At 60.9% G+C, this 23,364-nt stretch carries 21 protein-coding genes and 1 pseudogene; 17 read left to right on the forward strand and 5 right to left on the reverse strand.

The features are described from left to right. Positions 1-17 precede the first annotated feature (17 nt). Positions 18-608 (reverse strand): amino acid synthesis family protein, encoded by a 591-nt coding sequence (locus AWB69_RS06750; RefSeq protein WP_062083529.1) that lies wholly within the window; start codon positions 606-608, stop codon positions 18-20. A 167-nt stretch (positions 609-775) separates the two neighbouring features. Between AWB69_RS06750 and AWB69_RS06755 the strand changes: the two genes are divergently transcribed. From AWB69_RS06755 to proX, 9 genes are all read left to right on the forward strand, one after another. Further along, on the forward strand, positions 776-2,605 hold the full coding sequence (locus AWB69_RS06755; RefSeq protein WP_062083531.1) for a helix-turn-helix domain-containing protein: 1,830 nt from the start codon (positions 776-778) through the stop codon (positions 2,603-2,605). A 92-nt stretch (positions 2,606-2,697) separates the two neighbouring features. Next, a complete protein-coding gene (locus AWB69_RS06760; protein WP_062083533.1) occupies positions 2,698-3,687 on the forward strand; it encodes a flavin reductase family protein in 990 nt (329 codons plus the stop codon). A gap of 16 nt (positions 3,688-3,703) precedes the next feature. After that, complete coding sequence (locus AWB69_RS06765; protein WP_062083731.1) at positions 3,704-5,215, forward strand: aldehyde dehydrogenase; 1,512 nt, start codon at positions 3,704-3,706, stop codon at positions 5,213-5,215. Positions 5,216-5,255: 40 nt separating this feature from the next. Then, complete coding sequence (locus tag AWB69_RS06770; protein ID WP_062083535.1) at positions 5,256-6,356, forward strand: LLM class flavin-dependent oxidoreductase; 1,101 nt, start codon at positions 5,256-5,258, stop codon at positions 6,354-6,356. A 3-nt stretch (positions 6,357-6,359) separates the two neighbouring features. Then, positions 6,360-7,214 (forward strand): alpha/beta fold hydrolase, encoded by an 855-nt coding sequence (locus AWB69_RS06775; protein WP_062083538.1) that lies wholly within the window; start codon positions 6,360-6,362, stop codon positions 7,212-7,214. Further along, entirely contained in the window at positions 7,211-7,567 is a 357-nt protein-coding gene (locus tag AWB69_RS06780; protein WP_062083541.1) for an NIPSNAP family protein, read from the forward strand. The genes AWB69_RS06775 and AWB69_RS06780 overlap by 4 nt, the downstream gene beginning before the upstream one ends. Then, the gene (locus tag AWB69_RS06785) at positions 7,564-8,748 is read left to right on the forward strand and encodes a quaternary amine ABC transporter ATP-binding protein (RefSeq protein WP_062083543.1); all 1,185 of its coding nucleotides are present in this window, start codon (positions 7,564-7,566) and stop codon (positions 8,746-8,748) included. Before AWB69_RS06780 ends, AWB69_RS06785 begins: the two co-directional genes overlap by 4 nt. After that, the gene (locus AWB69_RS06790; protein WP_062083546.1) at positions 8,738-9,688 is read left to right on the forward strand and encodes an ABC transporter permease; all 951 of its coding nucleotides are present in this window, start codon (positions 8,738-8,740) and stop codon (positions 9,686-9,688) included. Before AWB69_RS06785 ends, AWB69_RS06790 begins: the two co-directional genes overlap by 11 nt. Positions 9,689-9,795: 107 nt before the next feature. Beyond that, entirely contained in the window at positions 9,796-10,839 is a 1,044-nt protein-coding gene (proX, locus tag AWB69_RS06795; protein ID WP_062083733.1) for a glycine betaine/L-proline ABC transporter substrate-binding protein ProX, read from the forward strand. A gap of 117 nt (positions 10,840-10,956) precedes the next feature. On the opposite strand, the gene AWB69_RS06800 is transcribed toward proX, so the two are convergent. After that, a complete protein-coding gene (locus AWB69_RS06800; protein WP_062083549.1) occupies positions 10,957-11,934 on the reverse strand; it encodes a GlxA family transcriptional regulator in 978 nt (325 codons plus the stop codon). Positions 11,935-12,132: 198 nt separating this feature from the next. Between AWB69_RS06800 and AWB69_RS06805 the strand changes: the two genes are divergently transcribed. Together AWB69_RS06805 and AWB69_RS06810 are read left to right on the forward strand one after the other, a co-directional pair. Further along, a complete protein-coding gene (locus AWB69_RS06805) occupies positions 12,133-12,363 on the forward strand; it encodes a hypothetical protein (RefSeq protein ID WP_231937009.1) in 231 nt (76 codons plus the stop codon). Positions 12,364-12,401: 38 nt separating this feature from the next. After that, positions 12,402-13,121 carry a GNAT family N-acetyltransferase gene (locus AWB69_RS06810; protein WP_062083551.1) on the forward strand — a complete coding sequence of 240 codons (720 nt, stop codon included), beginning with the start codon at positions 12,402-12,404 and terminating at the stop codon, positions 13,119-13,121. Between the two features lie 72 nt (positions 13,122-13,193). On the opposite strand, the gene AWB69_RS06815 is transcribed toward AWB69_RS06810, so the two are convergent. Then, positions 13,194-14,423 (reverse strand): alpha/beta hydrolase, encoded by a 1,230-nt coding sequence (locus tag AWB69_RS06815; protein WP_062083735.1) that lies wholly within the window; start codon positions 14,421-14,423, stop codon positions 13,194-13,196. 357 nt (positions 14,424-14,780) lie between these two features. On the opposite strand from AWB69_RS06815, the gene AWB69_RS06820 reads away from it, so the two are divergent. From AWB69_RS06820 to cydB, 6 genes and pseudogenes are all read left to right on the forward strand, one after another. Further along, complete coding sequence (locus AWB69_RS06820; protein WP_231937010.1) at positions 14,781-14,957, forward strand: hypothetical protein; 177 nt, start codon at positions 14,781-14,783, stop codon at positions 14,955-14,957. 296 nt (positions 14,958-15,253) lie between these two features. Further along, positions 15,254-15,634 carry a TraR/DksA family transcriptional regulator gene (locus tag AWB69_RS06825; protein WP_062083556.1) on the forward strand — a complete coding sequence of 127 codons (381 nt, stop codon included), beginning with the start codon at positions 15,254-15,256 and terminating at the stop codon, positions 15,632-15,634. Positions 15,635-15,785: 151 nt separating this feature from the next. Beyond that, positions 15,786-15,992 (forward strand): annotated as a pseudogene (locus AWB69_RS45560) (Clp protease N-terminal domain-containing protein); the annotation flags it as partial. A 248-nt stretch (positions 15,993-16,240) separates the two neighbouring features. After that, positions 16,241-18,526, forward strand: a complete 2,286-nt coding sequence (locus AWB69_RS06830; protein ID WP_062083558.1) for an FdhF/YdeP family oxidoreductase — start codon at positions 16,241-16,243, stop codon at positions 18,524-18,526. Between the two features lie 70 nt (positions 18,527-18,596). Next, complete coding sequence (locus AWB69_RS06835) at positions 18,597-19,985, forward strand: cytochrome ubiquinol oxidase subunit I (protein WP_062083560.1); 1,389 nt, start codon at positions 18,597-18,599, stop codon at positions 19,983-19,985. A gap of 4 nt (positions 19,986-19,989) precedes the next feature. Beyond that, positions 19,990-20,997: a cytochrome d ubiquinol oxidase subunit II gene (gene cydB, locus AWB69_RS06840; protein ID WP_062083562.1), complete on the forward strand. Its 1,008-nt coding sequence runs from the start codon at positions 19,990-19,992 to the stop codon at positions 20,995-20,997. An 82-nt stretch (positions 20,998-21,079) separates the two neighbouring features. Here cydB and AWB69_RS06845 read toward each other — a convergent pair whose 3' ends face one another. Together AWB69_RS06845 and AWB69_RS06850 are read right to left on the reverse strand one after the other, a co-directional pair. Beyond that, complete coding sequence (locus AWB69_RS06845; RefSeq protein WP_062083564.1) at positions 21,080-21,883, reverse strand: family 1 encapsulin nanocompartment shell protein; 804 nt, start codon at positions 21,881-21,883, stop codon at positions 21,080-21,082. Then, on the reverse strand, positions 21,880-22,935 hold the full coding sequence (locus AWB69_RS06850) for a Dyp-type peroxidase (RefSeq protein ID WP_062083566.1): 1,056 nt from the start codon (positions 22,933-22,935) through the stop codon (positions 21,880-21,882). Before AWB69_RS06850 ends, AWB69_RS06845 begins: the two co-directional genes overlap by 4 nt. Positions 22,936-23,364 lie beyond the last annotated feature (429 nt).

Below are 23,364 nucleotides of genomic sequence, written 5' to 3' on the forward strand. Positions count from 1 at the left end.
CCAGCACGTCCCGCTGGTCAAGCGCCCGCTTTTTCGGCTTCCATCTCCGCCATGTCCTGGAAGCGATCGGCAATGCGCGGATGAGCACGCCCGCCATCCGCCGCACCGATCGCGATCAGGATTTCGTCGGGGCCGGGCGCATCTGCCACCTGGAACGTCGCCGTGATGAAGTGCGAACGCTTGCCCGTTTCCGACTTGTGGATCATCGGGACAGACAGGAGCGCGCCGGGAGCAGAGCGCGTGTTCGTGAAGCTGAGAAATGCGGTGCCGTTGACCGCTTCGCGGAACATGTTGCCAAAGCGAAGCGTGTGGATCAGTGCCGAGCCGTGCTCGATCTCACCGTTCACGCCTACGGTTGCTGCCTTCCCATACGCTTCGACACGATCGGCGGGCATGATGGCCACAAGCCGGCGGGTCATCTCGGCGCCCAGCACGGGAGCAAGACGCAGGATCTCCGGCCGGAGGTCTTCCACGAAGCCCTGACCTGCCCACGGATTGCGGACGATTGCCGCAACGACCACGGTCGTGATCGGCCGCTCCGCTGCCCGGCCGCCCTCGATGACGGTCTCTTCAATAAACGTCGCGATCTTGCGAATCCCAGTTTCCATTTGCGCACTCCGTTGGTTAGCGGTTGGTTATCAGTGGGTTATTGGCTCGTCCCATACGAATGCTAACGATGCGAAACGGGTGCGTCCTCCGCGTCTTCGGGGGATGAATCTTTTATTTTTTGCTACGTTATGTCGTATATTGAAAAAAGACTTTTGGACGCTTTGACATGCCAGATCAACTGTCGCGAATCATGTCGCTTCGTGATGTCGCGAGCCAAATCAACTCGGACGGTGACCTCGATACGCTGCTGCGGGACCTCATCCAGGCGGCATGCAGGCATGGCTCGTGGGACCTGGGTGCGATCATGACCGTGGACCTCGCGCATGGTTACGCGCTGGTCACCGCGCGCCATGAGACCAACGCCATGCTGCGCCGCCCGCTGGGAGACCGCTGGGAACTGGCGACCAGTCCCGCGCTGGTTGCCTTGCAGCGTTTCGAGCCTGTGTATATCCGCGATGCACGTGAGTCCGTTGAATTCCCCGGCTATCGGCTTGAAGCTCATGAGCGCGGGTATTGCACCGTGCTGATCTATCCCATGGCGTGCGTCGACGTGGAAGGGCGGCCCATGGTGATGTCCGTTACGTCGCGCAAGGTGGTGGATGTGTCGCCGGACGACCTCGCGTTCATGGGGATCATCGTGCATCTGGGGGCGATTGCGATTGAACGTGCGCATCGGCATCGCGCGCAGCTTGCCGCGGCCGAGCAATTGCGCCGCGTGCTGGGCGCCCAGGGTTCGCTGTTGCAGGAAGTGCTTGCCGGCGGTTCCATAGAAACCCTCACCGCGATGCTGGGCGATCTTCTTAATGCGCCTGTGCTCATTGTCGATTTCTTCGCAAGCAGCCTGCTTGGGTCCGAGTCGCCGGTGCCGGGTGTCCATGACAACGACGCGTGGCGCCTCATGCTCGAGGGTGCAACGGGCCGTCAGATTCTTGGCGAGGTCCGGGACGCCGTGACCACACGGCGCGCCGAGACGATCACGCTGCACCTCTCCGACAAGCTTTCGCTTGACGCGCGCATGGAGTCCCTCATGGTCGACGACGAAGCCGTTGGCGCGCTGCTGACCTTCGACAAGTCCGACGCGAATGATCTTCAGAAACTGCTTGTCGAAAGTGCGAAGTTTGCGCTGAGCGTGCAATTGATGCGCAGCGTCATACGCTTTCGCTTCGAGACGCGAACGCTCACCGAATTGTTCTTCGAAATCGTCGAGCGACGCTGGCGCGACGAGCAGGACATGCTGCGCCGCGCGCGGCGTCTCGGGCTGTCGCTCGCGGCACCCATGCGCATGCTCGTGACGGATTTCCCGGATCGCACGAACGCGTCCGCTGATCTTTCCGTCGATGGTCATCGCGCGGTCGCGTTGCTTGCTGCGCAGCAGCATATTGCGGTGCACATCGTGACGGTTGGCGGCGCGCTGGTGTGTCTCGTGCCGCAGGAAGAGGGCGTTGAACTGGACCGGGTCGCGCGACTGGCGCAGCGCGTGTCCGAGACCTTGTTCCGTTCGTTCGGCAGTGAGCCCATCGTAGTCGTTGGCGATACCTGCGAAGGGCTCGAATCGATCGCGAAGGAATGGGAGCGCTGCTGGCGCATGATCCGGGTTGCCCGCACATTCGGCAGGCGGGGCGCGATGACCGTCCCCGACTTCGGGCCGTTGCCCATGCTGATAGGCGCGGCTGACTCGGCCGACGTACGCAGCTTCATCGACGGCGCCATAGGACGCGTAGTGGAGCACGACAAGAAGCACAAGTCGGCTTACCTCGAAACCCTGGCGGCCTATGTTCGCTCGGGTTGCCGCAGTCAGCATTGCGCCGATGCGATGGACCTTCACGTGACGACCTTGCGATACCGCTTGTCGAGGATCTCGGACCTGTTTGGCATCCAGGTCGAAACGCCGGAGCAGCGTTTCGCGATCGAGCTTGCATTGCAACTGCACAGCTTGGTCGAGAGCAGCATACCGTCCGCGAAGCACGCGAAGCCGATCCCCCGAATGAGAGGTTAATTAGGCTCGAACGTCCTTCGGTCCATCGGAAGAAACCTTTTTTTGCATGGCTTAACTTAGACGTCAACGTAACGACGTTCGAGGTAAAGACCATGCAAGCCGAAGTTTCAGACAAACCTGTCGCCGTTGATCCGGTGGCCTTGCGCCGGGCGTTCGGCACCTTCGTGACGGGGGTGACGGTCATTACCACCCGTGACGCCGAAGGCCGTCCGCGCGGCATGACGGCAAACTCGTTCACGTCGGTGTCGCTCGATCCGCCGCTTCTGCTCGTATGCGTAGGAAAGGGCGCTTCGAGTTTTCCTGTCTTTCAGGATACCGATCACTTCGCTGTCAATCTGCTGCACGAAGCGCAGACCGACGTCTCCAATCTGTTCGCCTCCAAATCCGCCGACAAATTCGCTGCCGTCAGCCATGACGGCGTTCACACCGGCGCCCCGGTGCTGACGGAATGCCTGACGTGGTTCGACTGCACGGTCCATGACCGGGTCGATGCAGGGGACCACACGATCCTCATCGGCCGGGTCCAGGCCTTTGGAACCAGTCCCTCCGCGCCGCTGGGTTTTTGCCGTGGCCGCTACGCGCAAGTCAAGAATCCGTTGCCGCCAGGCTGGCTCTCATCGCACAACATGATCGTCGGTTATCTCATCGAGGCGGAAGGATCGCTGCTGCTGGCAAGCGACGGCAAGAACGGCTGGACGCTGCCCAGTGCACCCCACCGGCTCGTCAATGGCCGGCTTCCTATTGCGGGAGGAGACGACCTGGAATTGCTGCCCGACGATACGTTCCTCTATTCCGTCTTCGACGCAGCCGGCAGCGACTCCGGTTACCTGATCTATCGCGCGCGGCTGGCGCTGCCGCGTGCGGCTTGCGAGATCCCCGAAAACTTCTGCTTCTTCCCGCTCGATCAGCTTCCATACGACGACATTCCGACGACGGAAATACGCGGAATGCTGCGGCGTTATGTGACCGAGAGCGCGGGCGGACGGTTCGGCATTTACATGGATTCACACGATGGCGGCCGTGTCGCGATGGTGAGCGCAGCGCAGCCGCACATGCAGCATTTGCAGCATTCGCAACCTTGAGTCTGGAAAGGACATGATGAAAACGACAGTCGAAAGCTTGCAGGGATCGAGACAGAATCTGTTCATCCATGGAGAGTTCACGCCGCCGCGCAGCGGCCAGTATGTATCCAGTTATGACCCCACGACGGCGCAGCCCTGGTATGAGTTTGCGCAGGCGAATGCCGAGGACGTGGATGCCGCCGTGCGTTCCGCGCAAGCCGCATTGAAGAACCCGGCGTGGCGCCGGATCACGCAGACCGATCGCGGCAAACTGGTGCGCCGTCTTGCCGACCTCGTGCTCGCTAACGCCGACGAACTGGCGCTGATCGAATGCCGCGACAACGGCAAGCTCATCAAGGAAATGCGCGCGCAGATGCGGGCTATCCCTGACTCGTATCTCTACTTCGCCGGAATGGCCGACAAGCTTCAGGGCGACACGATTCCCGTCAACAAGCTCGACACGCTGAACTTCAATCTGCGTGAACCGATAGGCGTGGTCGGGATGATCATCCCGTGGAATTCGCCGCTGATGATGCTCACGGGCACGCTCGCGCCGTGCCTCGCGATAGGCAATACGGTCGTCGTGAAACCCTCCGAACATGCGACGGCTTCAACGCTCGCGCTCGCCGAACTGGCGATTGAGGCAGGCTTTCCGCCGGGCGTGTTCAACGTAGTCACCGGCGACGGTGCAACCACGGGCGACGCGCTCACGCGCCATCCCGGCATCGCCAAATTTGTCTTCACCGGCAGCACGGTGACCGGCCGCAAGATTGCCGGCAATGCGGCCGAAAATCTCGTCCCCTGCCAGATGGAACTGGGCGGCAAGTCGCCGCACGTCGTGTTCTCGGATGTCGACGTGGATCGCGCGGTGAACGGTGTTGTATCGGGCATCTTTGCGGCGGCCGGACAGACCTGTGTGGCGGGGTCGCGATGCTTTGTGGAAGCAAGTGTGTATGAGCGGTTTGTGGAGGCGCTGGTTGAGCGTACGAAGCGAGTGAAGGTCGGACACCCGATGGCCGACGACACCGACATCGGCCCGCTCGCGCTCGCGAGCCAGCTCGACAAGGTAGTGGGCTACGTAGCTTCCGGCGTGCACGAAGGCGCGAAGATCGCGGTCGGCGGGGGCCAGCCAAAAGACCCGGCCTTATCGCGCGGCTGGTACTTCGAGCCAACCGTGATGACGCAGGCTCGCAACGAGATGCGCTTCATGCAGGAGGAGATTTTCGGGCCTGTCGTGGGCGTGGTTCCGTTCAACACGGAAGAGGAACTCATCGCGCTCGCCAACGATACCGAATACGGCCTGGCCGCCGGCATCTGGACTCAGAACATCGACCGCGCCCTGCGCTTTGCGCGCGACATAGAGGCGGGCACGGTCTGGGTCAACACCTATCGCTCGGCGGCTTACATGTCCGCTAACGGTGGCACCAAACGAAGCGGTTACGGCCGTCGCGGCGGTTTCGAAGTGATGCGTGAGTTCTCGCGCCTGAAGAACGTCGTGATTGACTACTCGGGCGCCATGCAGGACCCGTTCGTCATTCGTCTGCGCTAAGCCAGACGCTTGCAAAAAATCCAATAGAGAGAGACTCACCATGAAATTTGCCATCTCAATCAGCATGGAGCGGTTTTCGCCGACCGATTTAATGTCGGACGCCATGTCCAATATGCTGACGCTGGCTCGCATCGCCGATGAAGGCGGTTTCGAGACGCTCTGGACTGCCGAGCATCACACCATCGAGTGCACGGTTTCGCCTAATCCGTTCACTATCCTCACGTGGTTGTCCCAGCACACGCAGCGCATCAGGCTCGGAACGGCGACGCTGGTGGCCCCGTACTGGTCACCGATCCGGCTCGCCGGCGAAGCGGCCATGTGCGACCACCTGACCGGTGGGCGCCTCGAATTCGGGATTGCACGCGGGGCGTACCAGTACGAATTCGATCGCATGGCCGGCGGCATTCCTCAGCAGGAGGGCGTAGGGTATATGAAGGAGCTCGTGCCGGCCGTGCAGAAGCTCTGGGCAGGCGACTATGCCCATGACGGCCACTACTGGAAGTTTCCGCTTGCGACTTCCGTGCCCAAGCCGCTGCAGCAACCTCATCCGCCCATCTGGGTCGCCACGCGCGACCCCGGCAGTTTCGACTGGGCGGTGGGTATTGGCGCGAACATCTTGTCTACTCCGCTGTCCGCGCCGCCGGCCGAAGTCGCGGTGCTGGGCGAGAAGTTCCGCAAGGCGGTGGCCGACCATCCCGAGCATCCACGCCCGCGTTTCATGATGCAGCGGCGCACCTGTGTCTACGACCGCCCTGATGACTGGGAAACCGCTGTGCGCCACAGCGTGGATTATGGCCGCACCTTTGAAAACCTGATGCGGAACATCGGCACTGTGAAGGACGGTTTCCCTGAGCCCGTGCCTTACGAGACGGTGGCCAATCGTGCCAACTACGATCCCGCCAACATTCGCGACAACCTGATGTTCGGCACGCCGGACGAGGTGATCCGGAAGCTGCAGGTGTATGAAGATCAGGGCGTCGATCAATACTGCCTGGGCCTCTCGTTCAATCTCCCGTTCGAGCTGCAGGTCAAGACGCTGCGCCTCTTTATAGACGAAGTGATGCCGCATTTTGCTGCCCGCGACGGTGCCCGTGAAGGGGATTCGCGGGGCGAGCCAAGCGTCGCGGCCGCGGGGTACTGAGCCATGGACGGTGCCAGGACTTCAACGACGCAAACGCCCGGTGACCGCACGTTCAGCGGCCGTGGCGTGGCGCTGAATTATCGGCTTCAGGGTGAGGGTCCGCGCTCGCTGGTCTGCATTCACGGCGTGGGTTCGAGCCTCGAAGCGTGGGAGGGCGTCGCCGCAAAACTCGACGACACCTTCCGCATCCTGACACTGGACCTGCGGGGTCACGGACGCTCATCGCTGGTGAAGGGCCGCTATGAGATCGATGATTTCGTCGGGGACGTGCTGGCTCTCGCTGACCATGTCGGCTTCAACACATTCGACCTCGCCGGCTTCTCGCTCGGTGGCCTGATTGCACAGCGGATGGCGCTCACGCATGCACCGCGCCTGAGGAAGCTCGTGTTGCTGGCCACTGTCGCGGGCCGTACGCCCGAGGAGCGTGAGCGGGTCGCAGCACGGCTTGCTGCACTGCAAGCCGGCGACCGGGGCTCGCACTACGATGCGTCGGTGTCGCGCTGGCTTACCGAAGGGTTCCAGCAGCGTCATCCCGAGCTGGTCGCGCGCATGCGCCAGCGCAATGCCGAGAACGATCCCGATTGCTACGCGTCGGCTTACCGCGTGCTGGCGCAAACGGACTTCGGCGGACTCGTCGACCAGATCAGCGTACCGACCCTGATCGCGACAGGAGAGGAGGACCAGGGCTCCAATCCGCGCATGGCGCACTTCATGCACCAGCGCATTCCCGGCTCGCAACTCGAGATCCTGCCCGGCCTGAGGCATTCGATCCTGATCGAGGCACCGGATCTCGTCGCGACGCTTTTACGCCGCTTTCTGGCGGGGGATGATGAGATGCGTGAGGAGGCGGGCCGATGATTGTCGAAGAGCGGATCTACCGGATCAGGAACGGTCGCATGGGCCGGTATCTTCAACTTGTGCGGGAAGAAGGGCTGGCGATCCAGCAGCCGATCCTGGGTGGTCTCGTGGGATATTTCACAACGGAGATTGGTCCATTGAGCCAGGTGACGCATCTGTGGGCTTACGCAGACCTTCAGGATCGGGCGCGCCGCCGTCAGCAACTGGCGGACGATCCCAGATGGCAGGCTTTCCTGCCCAAGCTGTCAGAGAACATCGAGCAGGCGGAAAACAGGATTCTCGTGCCGACGGACTTTTCACCGTTGCTGCATCTGTCCCGTTCCGCAGGCTCTCAAGAGGAGAAGAGGCTATGACCGAGCGCTTGAAGATCGAGCACTTGTACAAGGTGTTCACGGACAAGCCGGAGAGAGCACTGGCTATGCTGAAGGCCGGAAAAAACAAGTCGGAGGTGCAGGAGACGCTGGGCCAGGTCGTCGGGCTCGACGACGTTTCCTTGAGCGTGCCGTCGGGTTCGATGTACATGATCATGGGACTGTCGGGTTCGGGCAAGTCCACGCTTGCACGCTGCATCAATCGTCTCAACGAACCGAGCGCAGGAAAGATCCTGCTGGACGATGAAGACATCTGCACGCTCGACGAAGCCGGTTTGCGCGACGTGCGCCGCAATCGCATCTCCATGGTCTTCCAGCATTTCGCGTTGCTGCCTAATCGGCGTGTGATTGAAAACGTCGAGTTCGGATTGAAGCTGCGCGGCATGTCGGCCGGCGAACGACGCAAGCGTGCCGAGGAGGTACTGAGCGTTGTCGGCCTCGCTCGCTGGGCCTACAACCTGCCGCATGAACTGAGCGGGGGGATGCGTCAACGCGTGGGTCTGGCGCGTGCGCTCGCCACCGACGCCGACATCCTCATCATGGACGAAGCGTTCAGCGCGCTGGACCCGCTTATCCGCACCGAGATGCAGGACGAGTTGCTGCGTCTGCAGCGCACGCTAAGCAAGACCATCCTGTTCATCACGCACGACTTCCAGGAGGCGCTCAAGCTTGGCTCGAGGATCGCCATCATGTCGGAGGGGCGGCTTGTGCGCGAAGGCACGCCGCAGTCCATCGTGCTTGAACCCGGCAGCGATTACGTCGCCGCCTTCACCCGCGAAGTCGACCGGGGAAGACTGTTCGATGCAGGGTCGGTAATGACCTCGCTCGTGACCATCCTGCGCAGCCCGAACGGGATTGTCCTCGGCGACGCTTCCGGTGAACCGGGACCGGGTTTCATGCTCGACGCCGATGAGCGCATCCTCGGCACCGTGACGGCGTCCGAGATCGAACTGGCGCGCGGCGGCGCGATGCCCCGGCCAGACACGCGCTTCACCTGCGTGCCCGTCCACACCAAGCTCGTCGATGTCGCCAGCCGTTATCGCGCGGGCGGAACAATCGGCGTGACAGACGACACCGGCCGGCTGATAGGCCGTCTGGAAGCCGGGCAGATTCTTGCCGGCATTGGCGCTCCGGGCGCCGCGGGAGCACACCATGTTAATTAAAGCCGATGATCTCGCGGGCCTGCCGGTCGGCGACTGGATCCAGCACGGTGTGCAATGGATCGCACTCAACTTGCGGCCGTTCTTTCTGCTGATCAAATGGCCCGTTGAACGGCTCTTGAACTTCAACGACAGCGTGCTCCACGCTATTCCGTTCCCACTCATGCTGTTGTTGATGTTCCTGCTCGCGTGGCGTTTGGCGAGTATCGGGGTCGCTGCGTTTACCCTGGTGGGACTGATCGTTATCGCGATGCTGGGCGTTTGGGATCAAGCCATCACAACGCTCTCGCTGATCGCAACCGCCATCGTGTTCTGCGCGGTGATCGGTATTCCGATCGGGATCTGGTGCGCGCGCAGCGATCGGGTCTGGCGGATCGTGCGTCCGGTGCTGGACATCATGCAGACCACGCCGACGTTTGTGTATCTCGTGCCCGTGGTGATGCTCTTTGGCGTGGGCACGGTACCGGGCGAGGTCGCGGTCGTCATCACGGCCATGCCGCCGCTCATCCGCTTCACTCACCTCGGAATTCGCATGGTCGACCACGAGATCGTGGAGGCGGGTCTCGCTTTCGGAGCGGACAAGCGCCAGCTTCTCTGGGAGGTTCAGTTACCGTTAGCCATCCCGACGATCCTTGGCGGTCTCAACCAGACCGTGCTCACCGCCATGGTCATGTCGGTTGTGATCGCGATGATCGGTGCGGAGGGGCTCGGGCTGGTGGTGCTTCAAGGGCTGGGACGTCTTGATGTCGGTCAGGCGGCCATAGGCGGTATCGCTATCGTCCTGCTCGCGATGATGCTCGATCGCATCACCCAGAAGCCGGCCCAGTCGAAAGGAGGAACCCGGAGCGCGCTTCTGCCGGTGCTGGCGAGGTTCATTCGCGGTGGACGGATGTCCAGGAGCGTGACGGCGGACACAGCCCACGACGCTGAAAAGGCGCTGTGAGGATGGTCGAAAAGGGCGTACGAAAGAATGAGCTGGCCTTTAAGCGTATTCAAAGCGCGTCGGGTTTAAAAACCAGGCGATCGAACGACCATGAAAGAGGAACATTGATGAGAGCATTTGTTCGGGCAGCAAGCGCACTCGTTGCGCTCGCCGTCGCCATTGTAGGGCTGACATCGGCGAGCGTGGTTGCCGCTACGCCAACACTACCCGGCGACGGCAAGACGATTCGCTATGCGCAGGGTGACAGCCTCGGCGGGAACTATGTCGCGGCACAGATCGTGATGAAAGCAATGAAGGCGCTGGGCTACGACGTGAAGGTGAGCACGATCAACACCACGCTGTTCTTCCAGGCTGCGGCGCAGGGTGACTCGGATCTGGCGACCGACGTGAATTTCCCCCAGCGCGAGCCAGGTTTTCGAGCCGTTGAAAAACAGACGGAAGTGGTTGGCAACGGCATGATCATAGGTGGTGGCATCAATGGCTATATCATCGACAGGAAGACGGCGCTTGCATACAACATCACCAGTCTGGAACAACTGAAAGACCCCAAGATAGCGGGGCTTTTCGGCAGCGACGGCAAGGCGGAGCTGATCAGTTGCGATCCGGGCTGGAGTTGCGGCGACGTGGTGGATTACCAGTTGGACAAGTTTGGGCTCAAGCAAACCGTTCATGCCGTGCGCGGTAAATACGAGGCATTGATGGTCGATGCGGTGACGCGCGTGAAGAACGGCAAGCCCGCGCTTTTCTACGCATGGAGTCCGTCCTGGGCAACGAACGCAGTGGTTCCGGGAAAGGACGTGGTATGGCTGCCTACGCCTGCTGATGCTCTGCCGCCCAACGTGCCCAACAAGGGCACGGCGCTCGTGAAAGGCGTGGAGGGCTGTGCTGGCGGTGCTGATCCATGCCGCATGGCGATGTCGTCATGGAACTTCAATACCGTAGCGAACAGGGAGTTCATCGCCGCCAATCCAGCGATCAAGACGCTGATCGAAGAGGTCAAATTTCCTGTCGCTACGTGGTCGCAGTGGGAGTATGCGATCAGCAAGAACGGCGGTTCGTCCACGCAGATCACGAAGCTGGCCGATGATTGGCTTGCGGGCAACAAGCCGCAATTTGAACAGTGGGTTGCAGCGGCAAGCAAGGTCCACTAGCGCGATACGGACCGAAGGAGGGTGGCAAGCTTCGACGGTCGGGCACGCCCGACTTTCCCGGCGGCGATTGTGCGGGCGTGGTCCGCCAGATGCTGATATTCGCCAGACAGCTGGCTTTCAAATGTGGTTTGCCTTTTCTCCACGTAGCTCGCGCACTCCGCGTCCAAGGCGTCGGCGCAGCAGTGCGCGCAACGTCGCTCCGTCGGCATAGCCGACCTCCGTGGCAATCGCTTCGATGTCGAGGCGGCTCGTGCGAAGCAGATGAACGGCTCGCTCGACGCGAAGGTCCTGGAAGTAAGACAACGGGGATTTTCCAAGCACAGCTTCAATGCGGCGCTGCAGTGTTCGAGTACCGGTTGCCAGGGCGTCCGCTGCCGCGTCAAGCGAAAACCCCTCAGCGAGCCGGCCTCTTGCCCAGCGCTCGAAGCGCTCGACGAGCGGATCTGCACGCGCGAGATGATCCGGAATCATGTAGGGTGCTTGCGAAGGCCGCGCGTCCACCAGCAGATAGCTGGCTACAACCGACGCCAGATCCGGGCTCGCCTGATTCAGCAGCCAAAGAGCGAGATCGAGATGTCCCATCGCAGCGCCCGCGGTGGTGAAGTCGCCCGACGGCACCAGCATGCGGGAACTGTCCAGCTGTACCTCCGGATAACGCTGACGAAACAGCGGTGCCAGCCACCACGTCGTGGTGGCTTCCTGACCATTGAGCAGACCGGATTCCGCCAGCACGAAAGTCGCTTTGCAGGCGGCCGCGATCTTCACTCCGTCCGCGTGACTTTGACGGAGCAATGCCATTGCGTCGATCACGTCGCGCCGCGCGAACGTCGACGCCAGTTGCTCCGGCACCTTGATGCCGAGTGCCGGCATGACCAGCCAGTCGGGTCTTTCCATTGCGCTCACCGGCTTGACCGGCACACGTAGCCCCAGGGCGGTCCGCACGTCGCGCCGCATACCTATTACATCGATTTCAAAGTGCGGGCCGGTGCCGGACTGCTGGGCGGCGGCCAGTTCCTTTGCGGTGTTGAGGGCGTCGAGTACTGCGCAAAGCCCCGTGTCGAACACCCCGTCGAGGGCGAGAACTGTCAGTCGCATGTCGTAAATGACATCAAAAATGTCATTTACGACAATAGTACGTATCCACGTTCCTGTCTACAGTGGTCCTCAAGCCGAACGCAACCTGTCTGCGTTGCCCGGACGATCTCCTGATCAACCTTTGTAACTGGAGCACATGATGAAAGTGATGGCGATTGGCACACTCAAGCCGCTTACCCCGAGCAACAGCAGACCTATATGCCGGAGGAAGTCCCGGCAACCCTGCAGCTCTACCTTGACGGGAGGATGGAGCAATTCTGGTTACGGGACCAGGCGAAGGGCGTTATTTTCCTGATGAACGTGGATTCCGTAGACGAGGCCGACACGCTTCTGAAGGCGTTGCCGCTCGACCGGGACAACCTGCTGACGTTCGACTTGATGCAAATCGGACCGCTTATGCCGCTCCGGTTGCTGATGAACGCCGCGTGATGGTGCGGCGGGAACCGGAGCCGTCCAAAAGGAACTGTATGAACCACTCAACCCAATCCAGCCTCGACCGCCCGATCTGGGCGGCCCTGACAACACGGCAGGCGCATCTTGGCCAGGGCGATGCGCTTGCCCGTCGCTATCACCCCGACGTGGCTCCGTTTGCGGCCGCGGAGCACGACACCCCCGACGCCTATCAGGCGCTCCACCGGCTCCTGCTGCCTCATGAGCAGGTAGCGTTGCTGTGCTTCGATCCTGTCGCTCCAATCGAGGCTCTGCAAGCGGAGTGCATAGGCGTGGTCCATCAGATGGTCGGTACTCGCCGCGAAGTCCGAGGCACGGACGATCTCAACAACGATCGGGAAGTGGTCTGCCTGAGCAATGTCGATGCGAAAGACATGCAGGATCTGGTCCAGAAGACCAAGCCGGGTCCTTTCGGCAAGCGAACCCACGAGATGGGCAACTACATCGGAATACGCGAGCGGGGACGTCTCATTGCGATGGCCGGCGAACGGATGCGCCTCGACGGATACGTTGAGATAAGCGCGGTTTGCGTGGATCCCGACTGGCGCGGCAAGGGCTTGGCCGGCCGGCTCGTGAATGGCTTGTGCCGGGAAATCGAGCAACGTGGGGAGACGCCATTCCTGCACGTGTTCAGTGACAATCAATCCGCTATCGGGCTGTACGAGAGTCTTGGATTCGAGTTGCGGCGCACGTTCTTGCTCACTCGTATCAGACATGCTGATACGGGCCCGGTGTGATACGCAGCCCCCTGTTGCGCATCCAGGCCATAACGGCTTGGCGACAGGTTCTCCTTCAAGCAAGGAGTCCTGCTAAGGCTTAGGTAAAGAGTCGCAATTGCCGTTAATGCGCTCGCCCGCAAATGCCCTTGCGACAAACTGGGTGGAGTCAGGAAGCGAGCCGTTGACGGTTCCGGAATGGTCAAGCGCCGAATAGAAATGCCATTCGATCCGGTCGCCGGCCTTGCATGCGTTGGTGACGAGCGCGACCTGGCCAGGCACAAACACGTCGCGATCCTTGCCGCCGGTTCCGACGAAGATCGGGATGTCCGACTTCAGCGTGGGATACGCTGCTTCGCGGTTGATCACATTGAGCGCGGGCATCGGCGAGCGCTTGAAGCTGCTGTCGAATGTGAGTCCATCGGCGACTATCCGCTGCTCGATCGCGTGCAGACATTCGCGCTGACTGGTTTCGAACGCCGGCATCGCGCGGTCGTTCAGGTAGTCGGCGGGTACGAACGACGGATCGAGCATGGTTGCGGTGCTGAGTCGCAGCATGTCGTACGCGAAGGTCGGGACAACTGACTTGTGCGCGTTCGCCCGTTCCTCGTCATCCGCGCTTTCACGGACGGCCGCGTACGGCGTGCCGGTCGCGACCACGCCCACAATGTTCAGCTCGGGTGCGTAGGGTTTCGCGTAAGCGGCCGTCGCGAACGCTGCGCGACCCCCTTGCGATTGCCCGAATATGACCACCCGCACCGACAACTCGAAGCCGCCATGCATCACCGCGCGGATGCTGTCGAGAACGCCGTACGCGAGGGGGCGAGTGAGCCCGTACGGATGCTGGCCGGGTGTCCCAAGACCCTGATAGTCAGTCGCGACGATTGCGTAGCCCTGCGCGAGCCAGTGGTTCAGGTAGCGCGTGTCGCGTGGACTGCGGCCTGCGAACGACGGCGCACAGATGTCGGCGCTGCCGACCGTGCCGTGCGCCCACGCCATCAACGGCCAACCGCCTTGCGGCGGCGTCCCCTTCGGCACATACAGAGCACCGGACACGACGACTGGCGTGTGGTTGTCGATACCGTCGGTGGACGTGTACAGGATCCGGATATCCTGGCCGGCTTCCGCGAGGCTTTGCTGTGGCGTCAACGGCTCGGTGCGGAGCATCTGTCCGGGCGTTGGCGGCACCTTCTCCGTCCAGGCGTAGAACGCGGGGACACCGCCGTCGCCTATGACAGGCAGTGGCGCGGCGACTACCGCCGATGTGCCGATGGCGGTCGCAATGGCCAGCATGACCAGTCGTCTGAGATTTGCAGTGGACATCGGATAGCTTTGCTTTTTATTGACGTAGCGTCGGCGGACCGGGCGTTGCACCCGGACATCGAGGATGGCGATAGAAGTAGTCGATTTTATTTCAAGGTCGTTACATCAGGTAGAGACGCGACGAATCTCCCGTCTTGCATCGGTCACGTTGCCTCGCCCACGCATTGCGCATTTGCAAGTGCCTCGTAAAGGGCGAGGTATCCACGTGAGTAACCTTGACGACGGTGCCTCCTGATCTTATGTTGGAGTCCGTGCTCTTCCTGCATGGTGCGCAGAGAGAGCCCGCAGGATGTCGGGAATGGTGATTGAAAGCGTAGCTTGCGTGAGGTGTTGCAAATGCAGGAATTCGATTTCTACATGAACCTGAAGAGGCCGACACTTGGGCTCTACGTGCGTAAGGGGGCTGGCCTCCCTGATCTCGCTGACGCGGATCAGTGGGAATTCGAAGGTAACGTGTGGCAAGACGAGCTGCCACCCGACATCCTGAAAGGACTCGAGGCCAATGGCCACGCATTTCAGGAGTTGGGTGGGTGACGTGTGATGGCGCTTGGTCGCCAAGACGCTTTCGCCGGGTGCCGCCAGGGTATTGATCGCGCCCGCTGATTCCTTGTATCGGTCGAGATGGCATTTCGATTTCTACAAATTTCTACTATCCTAAGCTCAATCCGGAAGCAAACGCGTTGTCGCACGATAGAAGACGTGTGACTGCGCGATGGTTTATACCGCTTGATCGTCGAAACCGTGAACAGACAGTCCGCAAGCCTGGTCCATGACACCTGTGTTTCGCCGACTTGTTAAACCGTACGTCAGCCGTGGCGCAGGAGAGAACAATGTCCGGGAACCAGGGTGCATTGGGTGAGGCCTTCATCACGCAGCAGCGCACGCGCCTTGAAGCGCTGCGCCGGCAACTGCTGGGCGGCGAGGAAGATACGCTCGCAAACGAGCGGACGGCTCAGGAGCAGCATGGCGACGAGGCCGAGGAGCTTGAAGACGAGGCGCAGGGAGCGGCGCAGCAGGAGGTCAACCAGGCGCTGCATGACGTGAACGACCAGCGCATCAGTGATATTGAGCGCGCGCTGCAGAAGATCGCGGAGGGTACCTATGGTTTCTCCGATGCCAGCGGTGACCCAATACCGAAAGCAAGGCTCGAAGCAACTCCCGAGGCGATCTTCACCGTCGAGGAGCAGAGTAAGCGCGAGACCGGCGCATGACGGCTGCCGGTAATGAGGCCGTTGCCCTTGCCATTCCTGTGATGAATCCCCAGTCCGACAAAGGGATACCTCCGCGCCATGCCTTTGATGCCATTTCACCAATACCTGTCATTGGAAAAACCAATATTCCCTTATCCACGACTTCCACGGCTCGCTCGATGCGACCGACGCTTTCAGTGAGCAGACAGTCGAATTGCTGCAGCGTGCCGCGTAGAACGCATATGAGCTTGGCCGCAATGAGTTCGACACCGAGCACCTTCTTTGCGTACTTGCGGACACCGACGTGTGCGCGGCGCTTCTCAAGGAGCTCAAGCTCTCGCCGCAACACATCAAGGCATATATTGACCGGCACGCGCAAAAAGAGACCGGCGAATTCGAAGGGGTGATGCGCGTGACTGGCCGCCGACGGTGTGCGGACTCCAAGCCGGGTCGACACAGGCGGCGGTGTCTCCGTACTGTGCACTCCCGCCACCGGTCGATCTGTCCCCTTGGCGCCTTATCAACCTGACTAGACTGAAACGGTTTCCAGGCCTTATGCCGTGATGCGGCGTAGCCCCAGTAGCGAGCCAGTCCCCAGGTTTCCCGGGGCAACTGATGGAGTCTCATATGACTGAACGACGCGAAGTTCCCGGAATCCGACCGTATGACGATCCCGCTGGCGGCTGGGGGGCGCTCCGGGCGACCGCTCAAGCCGTCCGCACGCAGATGGAAAGTGTCAGGGCGCCGATTACGCTGCTACGGACCAATCAGCCTGACGGCTTCGATTGTCCGGGTTGCGCCTGGCCGGACAAGGAGCACAAGTCCACGTTCCAGTTTTGCGAAAACGGCGCCAAGGCGGTCACATGGGAAGCAACGACCAAGCGAGTGACGCCGGAGTTCTTCGAGAACAACACGGTGTCGTCGCTGCTGCAGCGATCCGATTTCGAACTGGAGGATCTTGGCCGGCTGACGCATCCTCTGGTCTATGACCGTGCCACCGACAAGTTCCGGGCGGTCGAATGGGAGGATGCGTTCGCTCGTATAGGTGAAGTGCTGCGAGGGTTGTCCTCTCCCGACGAGGCCGAATTCTATACGTCAGGCAGGGCGTCGAACGAGGCCGCTTACCTCTTTCAATTGTTAGCGCGCGAATACGGGACCAACAATTTCCCTGATTGCTCGAACATGTGCCACGAGCCCACCAGCGTTGGGTTGCCCCGGTCGATTGGTATCGGCAAAGGCACGGTATCGCTGGATGACTTCGATACCACCGAACTCATCATCTCGATCGGCCACAATCCCGGGACGAATCACCCGCGCATGATGGGGACGCTCCATGAATGCTCGCGGCGCAATGTTCCGATTATCGTATTTAATCCGCTGCGCGAGCGCGCGCTAGAGCGCTTCGCCGATCCGCAGAGCGTCATTGAAATGGCGACCTTCGGATCGACCCGGATCGCGTCGACCTATTTTCAGGTCGATGCAGGGGGAGACGCGGCCGCCCTCAAGGGCATCATGAAAGCACTCCTGACCATGGACGCGGAACAGGGCAACACTGTTCTGGACCACGAGTTCATCGCCAAGCATACGCAGGGTTTCGAGCCATTTGCGGCTGACCTGGAGGCGACGACATGGGACGATATTGAAACGGCGAGCGGACTTAGCCGTGAAGACCTGGAGGAAGTTGCGATTGCCTATGCAAAATCGAATGCGACGATCATCACTTACGGAATGGGCATTACCCAGCATAACAAAGGGACTGCCAATGTCCGTCTGATTGCGGATCTGTTGTTATTGCGCGGCAATATCGGCAAACCCGGTGCCGGCATCTGTCCCTTGCGCGGGCATTCCAATGTGCAGGGAAACCGCACAGTCGGCATCACGGAAAAACCGTCCGCCGCCTTCCTCAAGCAGATCGAGGATGTACTCGGATTCAAGCCGCCCGCGGCGCACGGGCACGATGCCGTCCAGGCGATGCAGGCAATGATCGCGGGGACGGCCAAGGTGCTGATTTGCCTGGGCGGAAACTTCGCTGTTGCGTTGCCCGATTCCGAGCAGTCCTTTCCCGCAATGGGCAAGCTCGACCTGAGCGTCCACCTTGGTACCAAGCTGAATCGTTCGCACCTGCTGGTGGCAAAAGAGACGTACGTGCTGCCAGTTCTGGGCCGCACGGAACTCGATCTGCAAGCGACCGGCCGGCAATCCATTACTGTCGAAGATTCCATGTCGATGGTCCACGCGTCTTCGGGGAAGCTGACGCCTGCATCCGAACATTTGCGTTCCGAACCGGCGATCGTTGCCGGCATCGCCATCGCAACGTTGCCGGACAGCAAGGTGGCATGGAAGGATTTGATTGCCGACTACGACAGGATTCGCGACCTGATCGAGCAAACCGTGCCGGGATTCGAAGCCTTCAACGCACGAATCAGAACACCGGGGGGATTCCGTATGCCGCTTCCTCCGACCGAACGCGTGTGGCCCACACCGTCAGGAAAAGCGATGTTCTCGGTGTACGGCGGAGTGAGGGAAGACGCGGACGTCCTCGGCGCTGAAAACGTGCTTCGTCTCATCACGCTGCGCAGCCACGACCAGTACAACACGACAATCTATGCGCTCGACGACCGTTACCGAGGGGTGTTCGGGCGGCGTGACGTGCTGTTCATGAACGAAGACGATCTTGCCGAGCAAGGACTCGAACACGGTGATCTGGTCGACATAGAGACGATCACGTCGTCGGGCAGGCAGATGCGCCTGAAGAACATCACCGCGATCGCCTACAACATCGCGAAGGGTTCAGTCGGTGCGTACTATCCGGAAGCCAACGTGCTGGTGCCACTCGACTTCATTGACAAGGACAGCGGCACGCCTTCGTACAAGTCTGTTCCTGTTCATGTCTTGCGCTCAGCCGTGAGCTGACTCAGTTCCGACGCCACATGGCGCCCGTTTTTACGCAACTGACGTTATCACCTGGAGCCAGTGACCCATCATGGAAATCTTCGATGCATTCCACCTTGCCAGGTTGCAGTTTGCGTTCACGGTTTCGTTTCATATTATTTTTCCCTCGATCAGCATCGGCATGGCCAGTTTCCTGGCCGTGCTGGAATGGCGCTGGTTGCTGACCGGAGACGCTGCCTACAAGGACATGTTCCTGTTCTGGTCGAAGATCTTCGCAGTCGGCTTTGGAATGGGTGTTGTCTCCGGTGTAGTGATGGCCTATGAGTTCGGCACCAACTGGAGTGGATTTGCCAGCGTGGCCGGCAACGTCACGGGACCGCTTCTGACCTATGAAGTGCTGACGGCGTTCTTTCTCGAGGCTGGATTTCTCGGCGTCATGCTGTTTGGCTGGGAACGCGTCAGTCCCCGGGCGCATTTCTTCGCCACGCTGATGGTGGCGGCGGGCACGCTGATTTCCTCGTTCTGGATTCTCGCGTCGAATAGCTTCATGCAAACGCCGCAGGGGTATGTCATCGAAAACGGCCGTATTGTGCCAGTCGACTGGCTGAAAGTGATTTTCAGCCCGTCGTTTCCGTATCGCTTTGCGCATATGACGATCGCCGCGTTCATTGTCGCGGCTTTCATTGTGGGCGCTTGCGGTGCGTGGCATCTGTTGCATGGCCGCCGCGACAAACCCGTCAAGCGCAGCTTTTCGATGGCACTGTGGATCCTGCTTCTGCTCACGCCCATCCAGATTTTTGTTGGCGATGCGCACGGGCTCAACACACGCAAATATCAGCCGGCCAAGATCGCGGCAATCGAAGGCCTGTGGGAAACCGAGCACGGCGGCACCGCGCTCAACCTGGTTGGCCTGCCCGACATGAACGCGGAAGTCACGCGATACACAATCCAGATACCGCATCTGGGCAGCCTGATCCTGACCCATAGCTGGGATGGCGAGATTCGCGGCCTGAAGGACTTTCCTCCCGAGGATCGTCCCTATTCACCGATCATATTCTGGACCTTCCGCATCATGGCCGGTCTCGGCATGTTGATGCTGTTGACTGCGTTGCTTGGGCTGGTGCTCAGGATGCGCGGCCGTCTCTACGAGACGCAGTGGTACCAGCGTTTCGTGTTGTGCATGGGGCCTTCCGGAATCGTGGCGCTATTGGCGGGGTGGGTAACGACGGAGGTCGGGCGCCAACCCTGGACGGTCTATGGCGTCCTGCGTACCGTGGACTCCCTCTCGCCGATCAGTTCCCAGCAGGCAGGCGTTTCATTGCTGATCTTTGTGCTGGTGTATTTCCTGGTGTTCGGCACGGGCTTCTACTACATGATGAAGATGATGAAGCGCGGCCCGGAGGAGCATGCCGAGCGCCGCGAGTCCGCCAAACATCCGATATTGCGCAATCGCGCGCTCGACGCGCTGGAAGGGGAGTGAGGCCATGCAAATCGATCTTCCTGTCGTGTGGGCCGCGATCATCGGACTGGGCGTTTTCATCTACGTGATGCTGGACGGATTCGATCTCGGCGTCGGCCTGCTGTTTCCGTTCTTCGAGGAGAAAGGCGATCGGCAAGTGATGGTCAATACCATCGCACCGGTCTGGGACGGCAACGAGACGTTCCTCGTGCTTGGCGGCGCCGGGCTTTACGGGGCATTCCCGGGGGTCTATTCAACGCTCCTGCCGGCGAACTATCTTCCGTTGATCCTGATGGTCGTGGGCCTGATCTTCCGCGGCGCGGCTTTCGAACTGCGTGCAAAGGCCGTCAGGACCCAGCACGCGTGGGACCTCGCCTTCATTGGCGGCTCCGCGCTCGCGGGGCTCTGCCAGGGCATCGTGCTGGGGTCGCTGCTGCAAGGCATCAAGATCGTCGATGGCCGTTTCGCCGGCGGCGCGTTCGACTGGCTCTCGCCGTTCAGCCTGTTCTGCGGAATCGGCGTGCTCTTCACGTATGCAACGCTCGGTTGCGGCTGGCTCATCCTGAAGACGGACGGCGAGCTGCAGGGCAAGATTCGGCAGGTCATGAAGCCGCTCGTGAGCGTCCTGCTCGGGGCGATTGCGATCGTGAGTCTCTGGACGGTGATCGGATTGCCCGCGGTCGCGCTTCGCTGGTTTGGAAGCGGCAATCTCGGCTGGTTCCTGCCGGTGCCAATCCTCGTCATCGGCTGTGTGTGGGGCATCTTCCGCTCGCTCCGGCTAAAGCATGAAGCGACCCCGTTCCTTCTCACGCTCGCGCTGTGCTTTCTCGGCTTCAGCGGTTTGCTCATCAGCATCTGGCCGAACATTGTCCCGCCGTCCCTGACGATCTGGGAAGCATCGTCGAGCCACTCGAGCCAGCTGTTTACGCTGGTCGGCACGGTGATCGTGCTGCCGGTCATCCTTGTCTATAACGCCATGCAGTACCGCGTATTCCGGGGCAAGGTGCGCGAAGGAGACGCTGGTTACCACTGATGGTTGCAACACGATAAAGCACGCGCCGGCCGGGAGCGTGTTTTTGTCTTCCCGATTTGCCGGCTGCTTCGCAACTGCCCGCTTATTCCGCCTGCGTGACGGACACCGAGGCCTCGCTCGTCAACATCAGGAATGTCAGCGTCTCGCACAGATAGAGGCGCACGACAGTGTCGGTATGGCTCGCGTAGCCTATCGACAGGTCTTCGCCTAGATGCAACTCGAAGTCGCCGCCGCGCATGGATAGCACGCTGCCGCCTGCGAGCGCGGGCGCCCAGATGATGTCACCGTTCACGATCCGCTTGATGTGTTCGAGAACCGGATAACCCTGATCGCGTGCCTCGCCGAGCGCCGTATAGGCATCGGCGCCGAGCAGCACCGAATAGGGGCCGTCCACGCCGGCAAGCCGCAACTGCTCGAGCGCGTTGCTGATCGTGTTCGGATAATCGCTGACGTCGGCCGGCAGTGCGAGCGGTGGATTCGATGAACCTTCGCGAATCCCGCCAATCCCCGCAGCCTTATACCCGTCGAAGATCGCACGATCCTCGGCATAGGCTAGCTCCTTTGCTGCCTCCTTCGCAGGCTGCCAGTCGGCATCTTTCGCGCCGCGCTCGACACTGTCGATCGCGTCGCGCTGCAGCTCGAACGGCACGGTCAACTGGACGAGCGCCTTCACCTCGGACAGTTTCGCCGCGACACCTTGCTGCGGCGCGCTGATCGCGATCTGATGCCCTGTGCCGACGCCGGACAGTTCTGTACCTCCGGGACCCTTGACGTCGACCACACGACGGCCGGCGACGCTGCGTTTGAACGTGCGCGCCACTTCCTCTTCGATCTGCGACCAGGCGGCACGGGAGATGGGGGCAAGTTCGCGATGCAGGTTATTCATGGTGAGGGGTTTCCCTTGAGAGAGCCAATATTCAGCGAGCCGTCCTGGTGCGGCCCGGCGGAGGAAGAGGTATCGGGCAGCGGCTCGGCAGCATTGGCGGCGGACTCCGGATCGCGGTCCGCGAGCGCCTCGAGCACGGTAGCCGACGGCACGAAGAAGAGGCCGCCCGTGACGGCGCGGCTATAGTCGAGCAACCGGTCGTAGTTGCCCGGCGGCCGTCCGACGAACATGTTTTCGAGCATTTGCTCAATCGGCTGGGGCGAACGGGCATAACCGATGAAGTAGGTGCCGAACTCGCCCGCGCCGGGCCGGCCGAAGGGCATGTTGTCGCGCAGGATTTTCACCTCCTCGCCGTTCTCTTCGATCGTCGTCAGCGAGCTGTGCGACGACGACGGTTTGACCGCTTCGTCGAGCTCGATATCGGCCAGCTTCGTGCGCCCGATAATGCGCTCCTGGGTCTCGACGGAAAGCGCGTTCCAGCCGGTCATGTCGTGCAGGTACTTCTGCACGAGGACATAACTGCCGCCCACGAACCCCGGGTCTTCGTCGCCGATCAGCGTGAAATCAACAGCCTCGCTGCCCGTGGGATTCTCGGTGCCGTCGACGAAACCCACCATGCTGCGCATGTCGAAGTTGCGAAAACCGTGCACTTCATCCACGACCAGGACCGCGTCGCCAAGCCGTCCCAGAAGCTGCGTGGCGAGTTCGAAGCAGAGATCCATGTGTTCTGCGCGGATGTGCAGCAGGATATCTCCCGGCGTACTCGCGGCGCGGCGTTCGCCCTCGCCGAATTCGCGAAACGGGTGCAGCGCTGCGGGGCGCGGGGCGCCGAACAGCGTGTCCCATGCGTCGGAGCCGAAGCCGCACACGCACGAGAGGTTGCCGGAGGGGACACGCTTGCCGACCGAGCGCACGAGGGCGGCGATATCCGCGCACCATGAGCGCACTGTGTCTGCTGGATCGCTACCACCCGCGAATGTCGCAACGATGAAGATGGCACTGCGGGTGACGGTATTACAAATGCTTTGCGATTCTGGAATGTCTTTAGGCATCGGCTTGGATATTGATGAACCGTTACGGATTCCGATAACAGCGGAACCAACGTCTTTCCGCCTCTGCGAACACGTGCTTGACAGCCTGACGTTCACTGCGTCCACGGATGTTATACCGGGCAGTCACCTTATGGAAAGTGTACAAAGGTTTTTGTAGTGTCGCGCACGCGTTGGTCCATAACATGTCAAGCGACGCCATGCTAAAGGCGTGCGTGACTAAAGCACCGCCTTCCTTGACGAAAATCCTTGTTTTCCGTTCGATACTTCGTATCGGGTTTAGCGGCTTTTTATTCTCCTGTCACATTGTTACCATTGCTTTAGCTGGCGCGCTCTCCTGATTGATCGCCAAGGGAGCAGATTCCCCGCAGGCACAAAAATGCTTTGAGCTGATTTATCGGAGCATCAAGGGTTATTCAAGATAATTCGTAT

Origin of the sequence: Caballeronia udeis, from assembly GCF_001544555.2 — a bacterium.
Taxonomy (GTDB): Bacteria; Pseudomonadota; Gammaproteobacteria; order Burkholderiales; family Burkholderiaceae; genus Caballeronia; species Caballeronia udeis.

Bases quoted from the DNA above. Each gene is read 5' to 3' on its own strand.
- AWB69_RS06750 (WP_062083529.1), bottom strand. From the start codon at position 608: ATGGAAACTGGGATTCGCAAGATCGCGACGTTTATTGAAGAGACCGTC.
- AWB69_RS06755 (WP_062083531.1), top strand. From the start codon at position 776: ATGCCAGATCAACTGTCGCGAATCATGTCGCTTCGTGATGTCGCGAGC.
- AWB69_RS06760 (WP_062083533.1), top strand. From the start codon at position 2,698: ATGCAAGCCGAAGTTTCAGACAAACCTGTCGCCGTTGATCCGGTGGCC.
- AWB69_RS06765 (WP_062083731.1), top strand. From the start codon at position 3,704: ATGAAAACGACAGTCGAAAGCTTGCAGGGATCGAGACAGAATCTGTTC.
- AWB69_RS06770 (WP_062083535.1), top strand. From the start codon at position 5,256: ATGAAATTTGCCATCTCAATCAGCATGGAGCGGTTTTCGCCGACCGAT.
- AWB69_RS06775 (WP_062083538.1), top strand. From the start codon at position 6,360: ATGGACGGTGCCAGGACTTCAACGACGCAAACGCCCGGTGACCGCACG.
- AWB69_RS06780 (WP_062083541.1), top strand. From the start codon at position 7,211: ATGATTGTCGAAGAGCGGATCTACCGGATCAGGAACGGTCGCATGGGC.
- AWB69_RS06785 (WP_062083543.1), top strand. From the start codon at position 7,564: ATGACCGAGCGCTTGAAGATCGAGCACTTGTACAAGGTGTTCACGGAC.
- AWB69_RS06790 (WP_062083546.1), top strand. From the start codon at position 8,738: ATGTTAATTAAAGCCGATGATCTCGCGGGCCTGCCGGTCGGCGACTGG.
- proX (WP_062083733.1), top strand. From the start codon at position 9,796: ATGAGAGCATTTGTTCGGGCAGCAAGCGCACTCGTTGCGCTCGCCGTC.
- AWB69_RS06800 (WP_062083549.1), bottom strand. From the start codon at position 11,934: ATGCGACTGACAGTTCTCGCCCTCGACGGGGTGTTCGACACGGGGCTT.
- AWB69_RS06805 (WP_231937009.1), top strand. From the start codon at position 12,133: ATGCCGGAGGAAGTCCCGGCAACCCTGCAGCTCTACCTTGACGGGAGG.
- AWB69_RS06810 (WP_062083551.1), top strand. From the start codon at position 12,402: ATGAACCACTCAACCCAATCCAGCCTCGACCGCCCGATCTGGGCGGCC.
- AWB69_RS06815 (WP_062083735.1), bottom strand. From the start codon at position 14,423: ATGTCCACTGCAAATCTCAGACGACTGGTCATGCTGGCCATTGCGACC.
- AWB69_RS06820 (WP_231937010.1), top strand. From the start codon at position 14,781: ATGAACCTGAAGAGGCCGACACTTGGGCTCTACGTGCGTAAGGGGGCT.
- AWB69_RS06825 (WP_062083556.1), top strand. From the start codon at position 15,254: ATGTCCGGGAACCAGGGTGCATTGGGTGAGGCCTTCATCACGCAGCAG.
- AWB69_RS06830 (WP_062083558.1), top strand. From the start codon at position 16,241: ATGACTGAACGACGCGAAGTTCCCGGAATCCGACCGTATGACGATCCC.
- AWB69_RS06835 (WP_062083560.1), top strand. From the start codon at position 18,597: ATGGAAATCTTCGATGCATTCCACCTTGCCAGGTTGCAGTTTGCGTTC.
- cydB (WP_062083562.1), top strand. From the start codon at position 19,990: ATGCAAATCGATCTTCCTGTCGTGTGGGCCGCGATCATCGGACTGGGC.
- AWB69_RS06845 (WP_062083564.1), bottom strand. From the start codon at position 21,883: ATGAATAACCTGCATCGCGAACTTGCCCCCATCTCCCGTGCCGCCTGG.
- AWB69_RS06850 (WP_062083566.1), bottom strand. From the start codon at position 22,935: ATGCCTAAAGACATTCCAGAATCGCAAAGCATTTGTAATACCGTCACC.